Source organism: Corynebacterium humireducens NBRC 106098 = DSM 45392, assembly GCF_000819445.1.
In the GTDB taxonomy this organism is placed as follows: domain Bacteria; phylum Actinomycetota; class Actinomycetes; order Mycobacteriales; family Mycobacteriaceae; genus Corynebacterium; species Corynebacterium humireducens.
Window position 1 is genome coordinate 2,088,525 of the sequence record NZ_CP005286.1, and the last position, 16,390, is coordinate 2,104,914.

The 16,390-nt window shown below is 69.9% G+C and carries 15 protein-coding genes; 4 read left to right on the plus strand and 11 right to left on the minus strand.

What is annotated here, in order from left to right:
- Nucleotides 1–41: 41 nt before the first annotated feature.
- Nucleotides 42–1,028, minus strand: coding sequence for a helix-turn-helix domain-containing protein (locus tag B842_RS10290; RefSeq protein WP_040086532.1), 987 nt, complete (start codon nt 1,026–1,028; stop codon nt 42–44).
- 90 nt (nt 1,029–1,118) lie between these two features.
- On the opposite strand from B842_RS10290, the gene B842_RS10295 reads away from it, so the two are divergent.
- Nucleotides 1,119–3,164 carry a helix-turn-helix domain-containing protein gene (locus B842_RS10295; protein WP_052437885.1) on the plus strand — a complete coding sequence of 682 codons (2,046 nt, stop codon included), beginning with the start codon at nt 1,119–1,121 and terminating at the stop codon, nt 3,162–3,164.
- Between the two features lie 33 nt (nt 3,165–3,197).
- Here B842_RS10295 and B842_RS10300 read toward each other — a convergent pair whose 3' ends face one another.
- The 6 genes from B842_RS10300 to pcaH are packed head-to-tail and all read right to left on the minus strand — an operon-like array spanning nt 3,198 to nt 8,524.
- Complete coding sequence (locus B842_RS10300; RefSeq protein WP_040086533.1) at nt 3,198–4,502, minus strand: MFS transporter; 1,305 nt, start codon at nt 4,500–4,502, stop codon at nt 3,198–3,200.
- Nucleotides 4,503–5,696 (minus strand): 4-hydroxybenzoate 3-monooxygenase, encoded by a 1,194-nt coding sequence (locus B842_RS10305; protein ID WP_040086534.1) that lies wholly within the window; start codon nt 5,694–5,696, stop codon nt 4,503–4,505.
- A complete protein-coding gene (pcaC, locus tag B842_RS10310) occupies nt 5,696–6,109 on the minus strand; it encodes a 4-carboxymuconolactone decarboxylase (RefSeq protein ID WP_040086535.1) in 414 nt (137 codons plus the stop codon). Before pcaC ends, B842_RS10305 begins: the two co-directional genes overlap by 1 nt.
- A complete protein-coding gene (gene pcaB, locus B842_RS10315) occupies nt 6,102–7,223 on the minus strand; it encodes a 3-carboxy-cis,cis-muconate cycloisomerase (RefSeq protein WP_040087605.1) in 1,122 nt (373 codons plus the stop codon). The genes pcaC and pcaB overlap by 8 nt, the downstream gene beginning before the upstream one ends.
- 1 nt (nt 7,224) lies before the next feature.
- Entirely contained in the window at nt 7,225–7,818 is a 594-nt protein-coding gene (pcaG, locus tag B842_RS10320) for a protocatechuate 3,4-dioxygenase subunit alpha (RefSeq protein ID WP_040086537.1), read from the minus strand.
- 16 nt (nt 7,819–7,834) lie between these two features.
- Complete coding sequence (gene pcaH, locus B842_RS10325; RefSeq protein WP_040086538.1) at nt 7,835–8,524, minus strand: protocatechuate 3,4-dioxygenase subunit beta; 690 nt, start codon at nt 8,522–8,524, stop codon at nt 7,835–7,837.
- Between the two features lie 436 nt (nt 8,525–8,960).
- Here pcaH and B842_RS10330 point away from each other — a divergent pair, with 436 nt between their 5' ends.
- Nucleotides 8,961–9,242: a hypothetical protein gene (locus B842_RS10330; protein ID WP_040086539.1), complete on the plus strand. Its 282-nt coding sequence runs from the start codon at nt 8,961–8,963 to the stop codon at nt 9,240–9,242.
- Between the two features lie 54 nt (nt 9,243–9,296).
- Here the strand turns inward: B842_RS10330 and B842_RS10335 are convergent, their stop codons facing one another.
- The 3 genes from B842_RS10335 to catA all read right to left on the minus strand — a co-directional run bounded on the left by B842_RS10335 (nt 9,297) and on the right by catA (nt 11,611).
- On the minus strand, nt 9,297–9,533 hold the full coding sequence (locus tag B842_RS10335; RefSeq protein WP_040086541.1) for a muconolactone Delta-isomerase family protein: 237 nt from the start codon (nt 9,531–9,533) through the stop codon (nt 9,297–9,299).
- Between the two features lie 16 nt (nt 9,534–9,549).
- The gene (locus B842_RS10340; protein ID WP_040086542.1) at nt 9,550–10,671 is read right to left on the minus strand and encodes a muconate/chloromuconate family cycloisomerase; all 1,122 of its coding nucleotides are present in this window, start codon (nt 10,669–10,671) and stop codon (nt 9,550–9,552) included.
- 70 nt (nt 10,672–10,741) lie between these two features.
- Complete coding sequence (gene catA / locus B842_RS10345; RefSeq protein ID WP_040086547.1) at nt 10,742–11,611, minus strand: catechol 1,2-dioxygenase; 870 nt, start codon at nt 11,609–11,611, stop codon at nt 10,742–10,744.
- A gap of 508 nt (nt 11,612–12,119) precedes the next feature.
- Here catA and B842_RS10350 point away from each other — a divergent pair.
- Nucleotides 12,120–14,777, plus strand: a complete 2,658-nt coding sequence (locus tag B842_RS10350; protein ID WP_052437887.1) for a helix-turn-helix transcriptional regulator — start codon at nt 12,120–12,122, stop codon at nt 14,775–14,777.
- Between the two features lie 54 nt (nt 14,778–14,831).
- Nucleotides 14,832–15,602 (plus strand): 3-oxoacyl-ACP reductase FabG, encoded by a 771-nt coding sequence (fabG, locus tag B842_RS10355; RefSeq protein WP_040086549.1) that lies wholly within the window; start codon nt 14,832–14,834, stop codon nt 15,600–15,602.
- A 141-nt stretch (nt 15,603–15,743) separates the two neighbouring features.
- Here the strand turns inward: fabG and B842_RS10360 are convergent, their stop codons facing one another.
- Nucleotides 15,744–16,370, minus strand: coding sequence for an ATP-dependent Clp protease proteolytic subunit (locus B842_RS10360; RefSeq protein WP_040086550.1), 627 nt, complete (start codon nt 16,368–16,370; stop codon nt 15,744–15,746).
- Nucleotides 16,371–16,390 lie beyond the last annotated feature (20 nt).

The following is a 16,390-nucleotide window of genomic DNA, read 5'->3' on the forward strand; positions in this document are numbered from 1 at the left end:
GCAGAGAGACTGGACCGGGAGTGCGCGGCAGCCTCCTCCGCTCAGGCGCCGGCGGCCCGGAACTCGCCCGGACTCATGCCGAACTCCCTGCGGAAGGCCCGGGAGAAGTACGAGGGATCGGAGAAGCCCGACCAGCGGCCGACCTCGGCCAGCGCCCAGGTCGGGTGCAGGATGAGCAGCTCCCGGGCACGGTCCAGGCGCAGCCGCCGCACCACGGTGCCCACCGTGGTGTCCACCTCGGCGAACAGGGCGTGCAGCGCCCGGGTGGACATGAAGTGGGCGGAGGCGATGCGCCCCGGGGACAGGTCAGCGTCGAGAAGGTGCTCCCTGATCCACGCCTCGACATCCTCGCGTCGCCGCCTGCGCCTGAGCTCCGGGCTGTCCGGCGCGGAGCCCACGGCGGACGCGAAGAGCATCGTGAGCAGGTCGACGGTGCTGCGCACCAGCTGCTGCCCCTGGCCGCGGATGACCTCGTCGAGGCCACCCGCCAGCCCCTGCAGGTACGGGAGCACCACCCGACCGGCCCCCTCCCCCGCGGTGAACCGCGCCGCGCTGAGGTCCGCGTAGCCTGCGCCGAGCGTGAGCAGACGGGACTTCGGCACGACCATGATGAGGCTGTCGAAACCGGTCTCCGTCCAGATCTGGTACGGCTGCATGGAGTCGTGCACGCCGAGCTGACCGGCCTCCACAGTCTGCTCGCGGCCCTCCTGCCGGATGACGGCCGTGCCGGAGGAGACGTAGTAGATCTTCAGCGCGGAGTCATCGGGCGCGACGGTGCCCCGGTAGTCGACCTCATGGCCGGTGACGTTGACGGTCGAGAGCACCACCCCGTCACGCTCGTGCGCGCTGAGGGCGGCGTGGAAACCCCGCCCGCCGGGCCTGTCCACCACCTCGACGTTCGCCCGCCGACCGTCATCGTCGTGGAAGACCGGACGGTAGACACGGGTGATGCTCTCCCCGAAGAGCGCGGCGTCATCAAAGGAGGCATGCGAGGAGGACCGTGCATCCCCCGCCGGCCGGACAGTCACCTCACCCTCCTCTCGGCTCCGTGGGCGGAACCCGTCTGATGAGCTCATTGTGCCAAAACCCACAACCCCGCTGGTAGCCTCAACCGCACCATGACCTCCCTGTATCTGCGGCACATCCACCGCCGCCGGCTGCACCGCGCCGCGCTGCGCGTGACGGCCGGCGGACCGGGGACGGTGCTGCTGCTCACCGGCCCGGAGGGCGCCGACCGTCGCGGCGTCCTCGATTCCGTGCTGGCCCACCTGGCCGGACGGCCGCAGCACCGGGTGGCGCTGTTCCCGTGGAGCCGCGACGAACCCGGCGCGCTGTCCGCCCTGCTGCCCTCGCCGTTGGCGGACACGCTCGTCGTCGTGGATGATCTCCACCACGCGGACGAGGGCTCTCTGCGGCAGCTGATCTCGACGGCGCGGCACCCGGAGTCGACGGTGTCGGTGATCGCGACGGTCGACGGCCCCGGGCTGAACCACCTGGCCACCGACGTGGTCGCCCTGCTGCCGCTGACCCTGACGGAGACGTCCGGTTACCTCCAGTCCGTCACCGGCCGGAACGTGCCCGTGGGGCTGGTCGAGCAGATCCACGCGGAGACCGGCGGCTGGCCCGGCGCGATCGACGCACTGCTCACCTCGCTGCCGGAGGGGGAGCTGGTGCGTGGGGGCGTCGGCAAGCAGGATCCGGCCGCGCACCTCGCCCGGGCCCGTGCGCTGACCGCCGCCTTCGAGCTGCCCACCGCGGAGCTCCACCTCGACGAGTGCCCGCCGGATTTCGCCCCCGCGGAGCAGGCCAGCCTCCGCGGTTACCTGGCGCTCAACCGGGGGTTGCGCCGCCGCGCGCACGAGTACCTCGCCGAGCCAGGTCCGGAGCCGCACCACCGTGCCCGCGGTGTGCTCCTCTCCCTGGCGGACTGGGATCTGCCGGGCATGCGTTCCAAGGTCGCCGCCCTGCGTGCCGACGCCCCCTCCTCCCCCGCCACCACCTGGGCCCGCATCCTGGGGCTCGTCGCCGACGCCGCCTGCTCCGGGCGGATGCCCGCGCTCGACATCACGCCGGACACCGCGGTCAACCGGCAGCTGCGGGACATGGTGCACGGCTGGCTCGCGCTCACCTTCGACGACCCCCTGACCGCCCGGGAACGTCTGCAGCACCTGCCGGGGCAGTCCCCGGCGATCGGCGTGTGGCAGGACGCGTGGCTCTCCCGCACCCTCTACGTGCTGGGCGAATGGACCACGGCCGCCCGCGTCGTGGAACGCGGCCTGGCCACCAGCGAGGCCCACGGCATGGAGCTGCTCGAGCCGATGCTCCTGTGGACCGGCGTGCAGATCGCCGCGATGCAGGGCGATGACCTGCTCGCCGCCGACTACCTCCAGCGTCTGACGCTGAGTGAGGACGCCTTCCTGCTGCAGTCGCTGCCCGCCGCCATGGGCCGCATGATCGTGGCCGCGAACTCCGCGGACCTGCCCGCCGCCCTCCGCGCCGGTGCGCTGCTCGCCCGCACCGTCTCCTCGACGGACACCCAGCATCCCGGCTTCTGGCCCTGGGAGGACGTCTACGCGCAGACCCTCATCCGGGCGGGGCGTATCGACGCCGCCGACGAGGTCATCACCGGCGCCGAGGAACGCCACACCCCCTCCGGTCTGGTCTCGCTCACGGCGAAGAACGCCGTCCCCCGCGCCACGATCCAGTTCCAGCGTGGCGACGTCACCGGCGGGCTGCAGACCTTCGAGAATGCGGTCGAGGCGATCCTGGGCACCCCGATGCCCGCCTACCAGTCGCGCATCCTCTTCGAGTACGGCAAGGTCCTGCGCCGTCACGGCCGCCGCCAACGTGCCGACGAGATCCTCTCCCACGCCGCCGAGATCTTCCGGCAGATGGGGGCGAGCGTCATGGTCGAACGTTGTGCGGCGGAGCGCCGGGTCGGTGGCGTGGGTGGTGTCGGTGCGGTGGCGCGCACCAACCCGCACGGGCTCACCCCGCAGGAGGAGCAGATCGCCGCGCTCGTCGCGGAGGGGGCGACCAACAGTGCCGTCGCCCGTGAGCTCTCCCTGTCGACGAAGACCGTGGAGTACCACCTCACCCGCATCTACCGGAAGCTCGGGGTGCGCACGCGGCAGGGGCTGCGGGAGGAACTCGCCCAGGGCTGAGCCCCCGGGGAAGCCCCGGGGGCGGGTCGGTGTCTACCGCACGTACACCGGTCGGGTGAACGCGAAGATCACCGCACCGGCCAGGCCGACAGCCGCGTAGGCGAAGAAGCCCCACGGGTGCGCCATGCCCAGGCTGATGAGCAGGCCACCGACCATCGGGCCGGAGATCGCACCCAGGCGGCCGATGCCGGCGGAGAAGCCCATCGCGGTGGCGCGCATGTTGGACGGGTGGTTCTCGCCGACGAAGGCGTAGACGAGGTTCTGCGAGGAGAACACGAACACACCCGTGATGAACACCACCACGTAGAGGCCGAGGAGCGGCAGCTTGATGGCCATGAGCGCGAGGAACACCGCGGAGGCGAGGAACCACACGAGGCCGGTCCGCCGCGGGGAGTGCACGTCGGAGACCTTGCCGGCGATGATGAGGCCGACGACGGCACCGACGTTGAGCACCAGCAGGAAACCGAGGGAGTTGCCCAGGTCGTAGTCGGCGGCGCGCATGATCTGCGGCAGCCAGGTGTTGAGTCCGTAGACCAGGAGCAGGCCCATGAAGGACGTCGCCCAGATGGCCAGCGAGTTGCGGCGGTACTTGGGAGCGAGGACGGAGGCCAGGGAGCTGCGCTGCTTGTCCTCCTGAGCGGCCTGGGCGGCGGAGCGGTCGAGTTCGTCGGACAGTTCCATGCCGTACCGGGAGGCGATGTCCTCGGCCTCGGCGATGCGTCCCTTGGCCAGCAGGTACTGCGGGGATTCAGGGAGCAGGAAGAACATGATCGGGGCGAGGATGATGCCGGGGACGGCGCCGATGATGAACAGGGAGTGCCAGCCGAAGGGCTCGATCATGAGGATGGCCAGCAGGGCGGTGAGGACGGCGCCGACGTGGTAGCCGGTCATGACGGTGGTCGTCGAGGAGCCGGCCCGGGCGCGGCCACGGAACTCGGTGACCATGGAGATCGCGGTGGGCAGGCAGCCGCCGAGGCCGACGCCGGCGAGGAAGCGCAGGAGCATGAGCATCCACACGGAACCGGCGAAGCCCATGCCGAGGGTGAGCAGGGAGAAGGCCAGGACGGAGACGATCATCACCCAGCGGCGGCCGAGTTTGTCGGTGAGGGTGCCGATGGCTAGGGCGCCGATGGTCATGCCGATGAGTCCGGCGGTGACGATCTGGGTGCCCTCGGCCGCGGTGACCTGCCAGGTGGGGTCCTCGATCATGGAGGGCAGGACGGCGCCGATGACGACCATGTCGAAGCCGTCGAGAAGCACGGCGATCCACAGGAGGATCGTGACGGTCAGGGTGGAGCGGGTGCCGGCGCGGGGCGCGGGCGGAGCGGTGGTGGTCATCTACACCTCGAACTTCGGGAGGTCGAGGCCGACGTACTGCTGCGCCAGGTAGGTGCGGCCGGCCTCGGTGGACAGGACGGAACGGAGCTCGGCGTGCGAGCGCTGGGTCTGGAAGTGGTCACCGTCGGGGACGGTGTGGAGCATGGAGGACATCCAGTAGGAGAAGTGCTGGGCCTTCCAGACGCGGGGGACGGCGAGGGAGGAGTAGGCGTCGAGAAGATCGGTGTTGTTCTTCTTCAGCGCCCGGGCCAGTCCCGGGGCCAGGACGGAGACGTCGGCGACGGCGAGGTTGAGGCCCTTCGCGCCGGTCGGCGGCACGGTGTGGGCGGCGTCACCGGCGAGGAACAGGCGGCCGCGCTGCATCGGGTCGGTGACGGCGGAGCGGAAGCGCAGGACGGCCTTGTCGAAGATCTCTCCCTCCGAGACCCGCAGGTCATCGGTGGAGACGCGCTTGTGCAGCTCCTCCCAGATGCGCTCGTCGGACCACATGTCCACGGTGTCGTCCGGGTCGCACTGCAGGTAGTAGCGCTGGACGGAGGGGGTGCGGGTGGAGATCAGCGCGAAGCCGTGCGGGGAGTTCGCGTAGATGAGCTCCTTCTGGGTCTGCGGCGCGTTGACGAGGATGCCGAACCACGCGTACGGGTACTCGTGCTTCGAACGCACCGCACCGGGCAGCTCGGTGATGAGCTTGCGGCGCGGGGAGGCGGAGCCGTCGCCGGCCATGACGTAGTCGGCGGTGAGGGTCTGCTGCTCCCCGCCCTCGGTGGCGTAGGTGACGGTGACGCGGTCATCGTCGTAGCCGGTGACGTCGTCGACGGTGGTGTTGAACAGGATGGTCTGGCCGGCGGCGAGACGGGCGGCGATGAAGTCCTTGAGGTACTCGTGCTGCGGGTAGACGGCCATGGGGTGGCCGGTCAGTCCGGCGAGGTCGATGCGGGTGCGCTGCCCGTCGAGGGCGATGTCGATGGCGTCGTCGATGTCGGCCTCACGGTCCATGCGCTCGCCGACGCCGGTCTCCCGCATGAGGTTCATGGTGCCCTGCTCGAGCACGCCGGCGCGGACGGTCTCCTCGACGTCCTGCCGGGAGCGGGACTCGAAGACGACGGATTCGATGCCGTAGTTGTGGTGGAGGAGGTGGGCGAGGGTGAGGCCGGCGGGGCCGGCTCCGATGATGGCTACGGGTGTGTGGGACATCAGTTGTCTCCTTCGAGGTCGGTGACGGCCTGCTGCAGGAGCTTGAAGCCGTGGTTGGAGTTGGGCACACCGGCGTAGACGGCGGTGTGGAGGAGGACCTCTCCGATGAGGTCGGCGTCCACCCCGGCGCGCAGGGCGGCGCGGATGTGCATGTCGAGTTCGCCGTCGTTGCCCACGGCGGTGAGGATCGCGATGGTGAGCAGGCGGCGCTGCGTGTGGTCGATCGCCTCGCGGTTCCAGATGTCACCCCAGGCGGTGCGGGTGATGAAGTCCTGGAACTTCTCGGTCACGGGCGTCTGCTTGGCGACGGCCGCGTCCACGTGCGCGTCCCCCAGCACCGCACGGCGGTTGCGCATTCCGGTCTCATGGGCCGCTGCGCGGCCCCCGTCGTAGATGTTCGTGGAGTCAGTCACGGGTCTCCCCTTCCAGGATGAGGTCGGTGATCTCGGCGGCGTGCCCGGTGGCCCGGTCAGCGGTGCGCTGCGCCATGGTGTCGGTGTGCACCCGGATGCCGTCGAGGCTGGCGTGGAGGCGGGCGACGGCGGAGGCGGTGGCGGCGAGCAGGTCGCGGATGGTCTGCCACTCGGCGTGCCAGCTGCCGGTGCCGCGCTGCCAGCGGCAGTCGAGGGTGTCGAGCAGGGTGGCGGCCAGACCCGGGGTGCGGCGGGCGTAGCCGTCGCAGGCGACGGCGGCCGCGGGGTTGGCCTTGTGCGGCATGGAGGAGCTGCCGCCCGGGGTGGCCTCGGCGAGTTCGGCGATCTCGGTGGCCGAGGAGACGATGATGTCGCCGGCGATCTTGCGCACGGCGCCGGCCACCTGGGCGGTGGCCAGGCCGACGCTCACCAACGGCAGGCGGTTGGTGTGCCACACCAGCGGGCGGTCCGCCAGGCGGAGGTGCCGGGCGAGCCGGTCGTGGACGTCGATGCCGTGCGGGTGGGTGGCCACCAGGTTGCCGGTCGCCCCGGCGTACTGCACGGGCAGTGCCTCGGCGGCCAGGCCCAGCTGGCGGGCGGACTCACGGACGGCCTCGAGCCAGCCGCCGGCGATGAGGCCGAAGGTGGTCGGCAGGGCCTGCTGGCCGAGGGTGCGGCCCATGACGGGGCTGTCGCGGTGGGTGGCGGCGAGGTCCGCCAGCAGCGTCTCGACGTCACTCAGCTGCCCGTCCAGCTCCCGCACCGCACGACGCACGCACAGCACGAGGGCGGTGTCGACGGCGTCCTGGCTGGTGGCGCCGACGTGGATGCCGGCGGTGTCGGCGGCCTGCTCCTTGAGGGCGGCGACAAGGGGGATGGCGGGGTTGCCTCCCGCCGCGGAGGCGGCGGCAATGGCGGTGACGTCGAGCTGGTGGGCGTCGATGGCGTCGCGCGCGGCCTGCGCGGACTCCGGGCTGATGTGGCCGGCCTCGGCGGCGGCGTCGGCGAGGGCGCGTTCGAACTCGAGGATCGCGGCGAGGAACGCGCGGTCCGAGAGGTGCTCGTGGACGCGGGTGTCGCCGCCGGCGACGTCACTGTAGGTGGTGCGGCTCAGGTCAGACACGGAAGAACGGGGTCTCCTTCTCCGGATCCTCGTGCTGCATGACGATGGTCTTCCGGAAACCACCGTCCACCGGTTCCGCGAGGAGGAGGTCGCGGCGGGGGGCGTCGACAAGCTGGAGCACCGGGTCGGCGCTGTTGTCGTTGGCCGGGAAGTAGAGGCGGGTGTACAGGCGCTCGAGCATGCCGCGCGCGAACACACCGACCTTGAGGTGCGGGGCCTCCTCGCCGGCGGCACCCGGCAGCACGGTGGTGAAGGTGACGGAGCCGGTGTCGTCGCACATGCCCCGGCCCAGGCCGCGGAAGCCCTCGGCCTCCTCGGTGTTGTAGGTGCCGTCCGGGCCGGTCTGCCAGATCTCGATCATGGCGTCGGCCACCGGGTCGCCGTTGCCGTCGAGGACGGTGAAGGTGACGTCGACGGTGTCGGCGGTGCCCTCCGGGGCGATGATCTCGGAGCCCTCACGGGTGAGCCCGATGTGGACGTAGGGGCCAACCGTCTGGGAGGGGGTGATGCCGAAGCCGGCCTCGTCCTGGTCGCGGATGTCGGAGACCTCGTAGCGGAACTCGCCGGTCTTGTGGGTGTCGATCATGGGTTTTCCTCTGTCTCTACTCGAAGGGGGTGGCGTTCTTGCCGCGCAGGACGATGTCGAACTTGTAGCCCAGGGCGTAGTTCGGGCGGGTCTCGTCGTAGTCGAAGACGGCGATCATGCGCTCGCGGGCGCCGGCCGGGACCGCGTTGTAGATGGGGTCCTGAAAGAACATCGGGTCGCCCGGGAAGTACATCTGGGTGACCAGGCGCTCGGTGAACTGGCGGCCGAAGAGCGAGAAGTGGATGTGCGCCGGGCGCCACGCGTTGTGGTGGTTGCCCCACGGGTACATGCCCGGCTTGACGGTGTAGAAGCTGTAGTGGCCGTTCTCGTCGGTCATGGTGCGGGCCACGCCGTTGAAGTGGGGGTCGAGCGGGGCGGGCCAGGAGTCGTTCTTGTGGCGGTAGCGGCCCGCGGAGTTGGCCTGCCACGCCTCGATGAGGGTGTTCGGGACCGGCTTGCCGTCCCAGCCGAGGACACGGCCGTGGACGAGGATGCGCTGGCCGATGGCCTCGCCGCCGTTGGCCTGGGTCATGTCGTTGTCGATGCCGCCGAGGTCGTAGCTGCCGAAGACGGGGCCGGAGAGTTCACCGAGACGCTCGGGGACCATGATGAGGTCGTTGTTCGGGTTGCGCTTGACGGTGGTGCGGTACTCCGGGAAGTGGAGTGGGGCGAAGAAGCCGTCGGTGGCGGCGTTGAGGGTGGTCATGGGTGGGTCCTCCTGTTCCCTGTGGGGTGTTGGACGTCACCGTAGAGACGTGGTTCACATTTTGGCAAGGGGTTCGCCATGCGAACGTACCGCTCCCGAATGAATCCCCGCTGGCCAGCGCGTTTAGCGCGCCCATTTGACCCGGGGGTTAGTTAGGGGTGTGCACCAGGGTGACGGAGGGCGGCCGAGAAATCAGACCGGCGGGGCGTCGATAAGCGGCAACACAGGGACCACCCCCTTTGCCCCCAAAACAAAACACGGCTGACCTGTTGCAATGGTCATCCGTGTGAAGCAGAACACCCCCATTGGGCCACAGAATGGCAACTGTTGGCCGCAGGACGAGCATCCACTGAAGAGCACACATAACCTCGGGACTAAGCACCACCCACAGTGCGAATAAAGTTCCCCATACACTGCACCTACACAGGAGGCTCCCATGCTTCGTAAGTCCATCGTCGCCCTCGCCACCACCGCCCTCGTCCTGGGTGGCACCTCTGCCGTCGCCAACGCGCAGTCCGCGGCCCCGTTCCCGTCCTCCGAGATCCCGGTCGACCACGCGTGGGTCCAGGGCGTCCAGAACGTCTTCCCGGGCGCTCCGGCCGACCAGATCCACGCCGGCATCCAGATGGGCGCCGCCTGGGTCCTCTGGTCCGTGGGCTCCTCCCTCGTGGGTGGCGGCCTGGGCCTCGGCTCCTCCGCACTGACCTCCTCCCTGTAGAGGAAAAAGCCGACTCCCCGTCCCTGCATCAGGGACGGGGAGTTCTTTCATGCCTCACAACCGGACGAGCGGCTCCACCGTGACGTCCAGCCACGGCCCCAGCGGCAGCCCGGCGACGAGTGCGTGCGGGTCCGCCGACTCCACACGCGCGACCACCGTCCACCCGCCCGGGATGCGCCACACCTCACCGGGCCATCCGGCGAGCAGGTCGGCGGTGCGCTGGAGGAGGTCGGCGCGGACCTCGGGATCCATGTCGAGGGGCAGGCGTGCCACGAGTCGGATGAGCCACATGATGGCGAGGATATCGCTAGTCGCGGGTGAAGTGGTTGATCTTGTCCCAGTCGGGCTCCAGGCCCAGTCCCGGACCCTCCGGCAGCCGGACCACGCCGTCCTCGTAGACGAGGTCCTCGGTGGTGTAGGACTCCCGGAGCAGCATCGGGCCGAAGAGCTCCGAGCCGTAGGAGATCGCCTTGGTGGAGCACGCGAAGTGCAGGGACGCGGCGGTGCCGAAGGGCCCCTCGAGGGAGGTGGCGCCGTGGCAGGCCAGGCCGGCGGCCTCGGCGATGGCGGCGGTCTTCTTCGACTCGAGGAGACCGCCGAGCTTGGTGGTCTTCACGGCGATGACGTCGGCGGCCTCCTCGCGGACCACGGCCAGGGCATCAGCCGGGGAGCACACGGACTCGTCAGCCATGACGGGCACGCCGATGCGGCGGGTGATCTCGCGGAGGGTGGCCAGGTCATGGGCCGGGGTGGGCTGCTCGAAGAGCTCGATGCCCGCCTCCGCCAGGACCGGCAGGTACTTCAGGGAGGTGATGCGGTCCCAGCGGGCGTTGACGTCGATGCGCAGACCGACGCGCCCGTCGAGTTCGCGGGCCAGCTCGGCGATGCGCGAGGTGTCCACGGCCGGGTCTCCGGAGCCCATCTTGAGCTTGAAGGAGGTGTGCCCGTGGGAGGCGATGCGCTCCTCAATCTCACCGACGGCCTCCTCCAGCGGCAGGACGCCGAGGGCCCAGGTCACGTCGATCTCGTCGCGGACACGGCCGCCGAGCAGGTCACGCACCGGGATGCCCAGGGCGCGGGCCCAGGCGTCGTGCATGGCGATGTCGCAGGCGGCCTTGGCGAAACGCATGTTGGCCACGGAGCGCTCGAAGTCGGCCATGATGCCGGCGAGTTCGTTCACCTCCCGGCCGACCATGATGGGCGCGAGATTGCCGTCGATGATGACCTTCATGGTCTCGGCGTTCTCGCCTCCCCACCAGGCACCGCCGGGGACGACGCCCTCGCCGAAGCCGGTGACCCCGCCCTCGAGGGTGACGGAGACCAGCAGGATGGGCTGGGCGGTGGCGGTGTAGGTGGCGAAGCCGTGGGGGCGGAAGAGGGGGACGTCGAGAAGGCGGGCCTCGACCTTCGCGATCTTCAGATCAGACAAGTGTTACTCCTGGTAGTGAATGGGGAAAAGCCCCACGCCCGGAGGGGGCGTGGGGCAGTTCAGGCAAGGACTAGTCTTCCTTGTCGAGCGCGAAGTTGTAGGTGACCTCGTGCGTGCCCTCGGCGTTGGGCTGCGGGTTGAGCATGAGCTCCGGCTTCACAGCGGTGGCGACGTCGTTCTCGACCCACTCGCCGCCCTCGAAGTAGAGCTGCGTGGTGATCTCACGGTAGCCCGGGTGCTTCACCATGAGGTGCAGGTGGGCCGGGCGCCACGGGTGGCCGCCGTAGGAGTCGATGAACCAGCCGGTCGGGCCGTCCGCCGGGATCTGGTACGGGGCCGGGAACAGGGTGGTGATCTCGAACTCGCCGTTCTCGTTGGTGCGGATGGTGCCGCGCAGGTTCCACTCCGGGATGCCCGGCGCGAACTGCGCGTAGAGGCCGTCCTCGTCGGCGTGCCACAGCTCGACGGTGGCGCCGCCCAGGCCCTTGCCCTCGACGTCGGTGACCTGGCCCTTGAAGATCAGCGGATCTGCGGCCTTGTCCTTCTCCCGCATCGGCATCTCGGTCTTCCACGGAAGCTCCGGTGCGTTCGGGACGTAGTACGGGCCCTCGATGGAGCCCTTGGTGCCGGTGTAGTCGTGGCGGTTGTAGTTGATCTCCTCGATCTCGTGCTCGACGAAGACGTCCAGCCACAACGGCCACTCGCCGTACTCGCCGACCTGGATCATCCAGTTCTTGAGCACGCGGTACTCGTCATAGGTGACCTGGTGCTTGTGGGCGACCTCGGCGATGGCGGCGAGCAGATCGGTGTAGATCGCGTTCGCACGCTCCTTGGAGGTGTCGGACTTGACGGTCTCGCCCTTGAACTTGTCGGTGGCTGCGCTGCCGGCACCCTTGGCGGTCGGGTCGCCCTGGACGCCGGAGAGGTTCTCGAAGGTCATGATGCTCCCTGTGATCAGTTGAAGAGGTGGGGCCCAGCAACGAGTGAGGTGTTCGCTGGAATGACAACACTGTGTCCCACCTCACCCTTGAGGCGCAACCGTTTTCCACGTCCGGCGCCCGACGCTTCTCGACGCCACCCCGCTCCCCCTCCCCCATTCCCGCAGGTCATCCCACTATCCGCCGGCGAACCGGGGTTCGCTGAACCCCTCACCCCGGCGAAATCCTAGGCCCTGCCCTAGGACAGGAACGCAGAGTCGGGGGCGTACAAAAGTATGGAAATTACCCCCGGTCCGCTGACGCCGTCGTCGACGGCGGACGGAGACCCCCTGGTAAACACACAAAATGAGCCCCACCTCGCGCGCGGCGTGGGCGGTTGACGGCGGGCGTCGCAAAGATATGACATTGCTGCCAGCGGCGGACGCAGACCGAACATGGGCACATGCTGCGAACACCGCCCCCTTGGGTAACCCTCAACGCCCCCTGGCATGAGGGTGTTAGCGTGGGACCGTGCACTCCTCCCGTAACCTCGGCCCCCAGCAGACCTCCGGCAGCCTTCTGCGCACGGTGATCGACGAGGTCACCGAACTGCCCCCAGGCGGCGGCCTGCTCACCCTGGTCACCGGCCCCGTCGGCGCCGGCAAGTCCTCGCTGCTCAGGCAACTCTCCCGCGCCCTGCCCGGCTGGTCCGGCATCCGCGTGTCCGCCCTGTCCTGGCATGCGCAGAACGAGGGTGAGCTGCTCGCCCAGATCCTCGGGCGTGCCGACCACGCGGGCCCGCTCACCGGACTCGTCGACCGGGACGGTGCCCGCACCGCCCTCCTCATCGACGACGTGCACTGGGCCGACGTCACCTCCCTGCGCGAACTGGTCGACGCCACCCGCCGCCTGCGGAAGGGCAGCCTCGCGGTCATCATGACGGCCTCCGACCATGACGACGCCTCCGACGACCTGCCCATGTCCCACCTGCGGGAGATCGTCGACACGGCGCTCACCCTCGCGCCCCTCGACGTCGAGGACGTCTCCGCCCTCGCCCTGCACAGCATCGGCGCGCACCTCTCCCCGCTCGCGGCGGCGGAACTGCGCGACCTCACCGGCGGCCGCCCGGGCCTCATCCAGGAGGTCCTGCAGGCCGCACCCGCCGACCACTGGCGGCTGTCCAACCCGCAGATCCCCCTCCCGAAGCCGTGGCGCGCCGCCCTCGCACGCCGCACCCGCGGCCTCGACGTCGGCGCGGTCCTCGCCGCAGTCGCGGTCCTGCCCGGCACCGGCACCGGCACCCCCGACCTCGTCCGCTTCCTCGCGGACGACCTCGACGGCTCGCTTCTCGACGCCGCCGTCACCGCCGACCTCCTCGAACTCCTGCCCAGCTCCGGTGATCCGGTGCTGAGTTTCACCCACCCCACCGACCGCGCCGTCATCCGCGCGACCACCGGCCCGGCGCAGGTCCGACGCCTGCACCGCCGCGCCGCCCAGTACCACCGCGCGTACCACAACATCGACGCCGCCCTCATCCACGAGGCGCTCAGCGCCGAGGGCACCGACGACGCCACCGCCCGCCAGCTCGCCGAACGCGGCGAACAGCTCGGCGCCGCCGGCCAGTGGCTCGACGCCGCCGACGCCTTCACCCTGGCGGCCAAGGTCGCCTCGCACCCGGATGTCTCCCACGACCAGCACCTCAACTCCATCGAGGCGCTCCTCGCCGCGGCCGACATCCCCCGCGCCCGCCTCCACGCCGGTTCCCTGTCGCGGGCGGTCCGCGACGTCAAGGTCGACTCCGTGCGCAGCTACCTGGCGCTGCACGAGGGGCGTCGCAACGAAGCAGTGTCCCTCATCGACCGCGCCTGGGACACCCTCGAGGAGACCCGCTCCACCGACGCCGCCCTGCGCACCCGCGTCGCCTCCCGCAAGGTGCTCATCCACCTGGCGGACTGGGAACCGGAGAAGGTCATCCACTGGGCCGGCGTCACCGACGACTGGGCGCCCGAGACCTCCGCCTCCCGCCTCCAGGCGCAGTACATCTCCCTCGTCGGCCGCAGCGCCCTCACCCGCTCGATCCCCTCCGACGTCCCCCTACCCGGCGAGACCCCCGCCCTGGCGCAGCGTCGCAACATGGCCGCCGGCTGGATCCACCTCGTCCACGACGACCCCGTCGCCGCCCGCCGCTACCTGCAGTTCAACCCCGGCAACGAGGGCTCCGAACGCATCTCCCTGTGGATGGACGCCTGGCTCGCCCGCACCCAGTTCCTCCTCGGCGAGTACCGCGAGGCCGAACGCACCGTCGAGCGCGGCCTGGCCCGTGCCGAACGCTTCGGCATCCGCTTCCTCGAACCCCTCCTCCTGTGGACCGGCTCCCAGGTCGCCGCCTACCGCGGCGACCGGGAACTGTCCCGCGCGTACATCAACCGCCTGACGTTCAGCCACGACGCCTTCGCTATCCAGCGCATCCCCTCCGCCATGTGCCGCCTGCTCGTCGGCAGCATCGAGGGCGACGCCTCCAGCCTGGAACGCGCCGGCGAGACCCTGGTCAACATCAGCCGCGAGACCGACATCTCCCAGCCCGGCTTCTGGCCCTGGGAGGACGTCTGGGCCCAGCACCTCGTGCTCACCGGGCGTATCGACGACGCCGACGACCTCACCTCCCGCGCCGAGGAACGCGCCGCCGAGTCCGGCATCGGCTCCCTCCACGCCAAACTCGCCGTCCCCCGCGCCGGCATCCTCATGCAGCACGGTGACATCGAGGGCGGCATCCGCCGTTTCGAGGAGGCCGTCGAGCAGATCGAGTCCCTCACCATGCCGACCTACCAGGCCCGCATCCTCTACGAGTACGGCCGGGTCCTGCGCCGACTGGGCAGGCGTCGGCAGGCGGACGAGATCTTCGCCCGCGCCGGTGACGTCTTCGCCGCGATGGGCGCCACCGAGTTCGTCAACCGCTGCAACCGCGAACGCCGCGCCGGCGGCCTCGGCACCCGCACCACCGGGGCCGGCGGCCTGACACCCCAGGAACAGGAGATCGCGAAGCTCGTCGCCGAGGGCGCCACCAACCGCGAGGTCGCCCGCGAACTGTTCCTCTCCACCAAGACCGTCGAGTACCACCTCACCCGCGTGTACCGGAAGCTCGGGGTGCGCACGAGGAACGAGCTGCCGCGGGTTCTCGACGAGCTGTAGACCCCTCGGTACCGTGGGTGGGGACCCGATCCCCCACCCCAGGAGTCGTGACCCATGTTCGACCTGCACAACCAGACCGCCATCGTCACGGGAGGTGCCGCGGGTATCGGCCGCGGCATCGTCGAGTCCCTCCGCGAGGCCGGCGCCACCGTCATCATCGCCGACCTCGACCTCGCCGCCGCCGAGCGGACCGCCGCCGAGACCGGCTCCCATGCCCGTGAACTCGACGTCACCGACCGCGACCAGGTCCGCGCCGTGTTCGCCTCCGTCGCCGAGGAGTTCGGCGGCATCCAGATCCTCTGCTCCAACGCCGGGGTGTTCCCACAGGCCACCCTCGACGAACTCACCGACGAGAAGTGGGAGCAGATGTTCAACATCAACACCCGCGGCACGTTCGTCGTCGTGCAGGAGGTCCTGCCGTACATGCGGCGGGAACGCTACGGACGCATCGTCATCACCACCTCGATCACCGGCTCCCACACCGGCTACCCCGGCTGGTCGCACTACGGTGCCTCGAAGGCCGCCCAGCAGGGCTTCATGCGTGGCGCCGCCCTCGAGGTCGCCCGTGACGGCATCACCATCAACGGTGTCCTGCCCGGCAACATCCTCACCGACGGCCTGCGCGCCCAGGGCGAGGAGTACCTCGCGCAGATGGCCCGCGGCATCCCCGCCCTGCGTCTGGGCGACCCGCGTGACATCGGCAACGCCGCCGCCTTCCTCGCGTCCCGCGAGGCCGGGTACATCACCGGGCAGACCCTGGTCATCGACGGCGGTCAGATCCTGCCCGAGTCCCCCGAGGCGATCCTCCCGCCGCACGAGGACTGATCGGAGATCTTGGCCAGCAACCTTTTCGTACCGCGAGGGGCCCGGGGCGCTCACCCGCCGATGCCCTCACGGTATGAACGGGTTGGCCCGGACCAGGCAACGAAAAAGGGGCCCCGCAGGGCCCCTTCCACGTGACTGCCTCTAAGCGTTGAGCTTGCGGTAGTCGAAGACGGTGTCGATGATGCCGTACTCCTTGGCCTCCTCGGCCGTGAGGATCTTGTCACGGTCGGTGTCCAGGCGGATCTGATCCGCGGGCTTGCCGGTGTGACGCGAGAGGGTCTCCTCCATGAGACGACGCATGCGCTCGATCTCGGCGGCCTGGATCTCCAGGTCGGAGACCTGGCCCTGGGTGCCCTGGGTGGCCGGCTGGTGGATGAGCACGCGCGCGTTCGGCAGGGCGGCACGCTTGCCCGGGGCGCCGGCGGCCAGCAGCACGGCGGCGGCGGAGGCGGCCTGGCCGAGGCAGACGGTCTGGACGTCGGGGCGGACGTACTGCATGGTGTCGTAGATCGCCATCAGCGCGGTGAAGGAGCCACCGGGGCTGTTGATGTACATGGTGATGTCGCGGTCGGGGTCAAGACCCTCGAGGACCAGCAGCTGCGCCATGATGTCGTTGGCGGAGGTGTCGTCGACCTGGGTGCCCAGGAAGATGATGCGCTCCTCGAAGAGCTTGGCGTACGGGTTGGTCTCCTTGGTGCCGTAGGCGGACTGCTCGATGAAGGAGGGCAGGACGTAACGCGACTGGGGCATCTGGAATCCGTTGTTCATAATTTCTCTTCTCACATTCC

What these genes read in the sequence shown, in the direction of transcription:
- B842_RS10295 (WP_052437885.1), top strand. Translation starts at nt 1,119, where the DNA reads ATGACCTCCCTGTATCTGCGGCACATCCACCGCCGCCGGCTGCACCGC.
- B842_RS10300 (WP_040086533.1), bottom strand. Translation starts at nt 4,502, where the DNA reads ATGACCACCACCGCTCCGCCCGCGCCCCGCGCCGGCACCCGCTCCACC.
- B842_RS10305 (WP_040086534.1), bottom strand. Translation starts at nt 5,696, where the DNA reads ATGTCCCACACACCCGTAGCCATCATCGGAGCCGGCCCCGCCGGCCTC.
- pcaG (WP_040086537.1), bottom strand. Translation starts at nt 7,818, where the DNA reads ATGATCGACACCCACAAGACCGGCGAGTTCCGCTACGAGGTCTCCGAC.
- pcaH (WP_040086538.1), bottom strand. Translation starts at nt 8,524, where the DNA reads ATGACCACCCTCAACGCCGCCACCGACGGCTTCTTCGCCCCACTCCAC.
- B842_RS10330 (WP_040086539.1), top strand. Translation starts at nt 8,961, where the DNA reads ATGCTTCGTAAGTCCATCGTCGCCCTCGCCACCACCGCCCTCGTCCTG.
- B842_RS10335 (WP_040086541.1), bottom strand. Translation starts at nt 9,533, where the DNA reads ATGTGGCTCATCCGACTCGTGGCACGCCTGCCCCTCGACATGGATCCC.
- catA (WP_040086547.1), bottom strand. Translation starts at nt 11,611, where the DNA reads ATGACCTTCGAGAACCTCTCCGGCGTCCAGGGCGACCCGACCGCCAAG.
- fabG (WP_040086549.1), top strand. Translation starts at nt 14,832, where the DNA reads ATGTTCGACCTGCACAACCAGACCGCCATCGTCACGGGAGGTGCCGCG.
- B842_RS10360 (WP_040086550.1), bottom strand. Translation starts at nt 16,370, where the DNA reads ATGAACAACGGATTCCAGATGCCCCAGTCGCGTTACGTCCTGCCCTCC.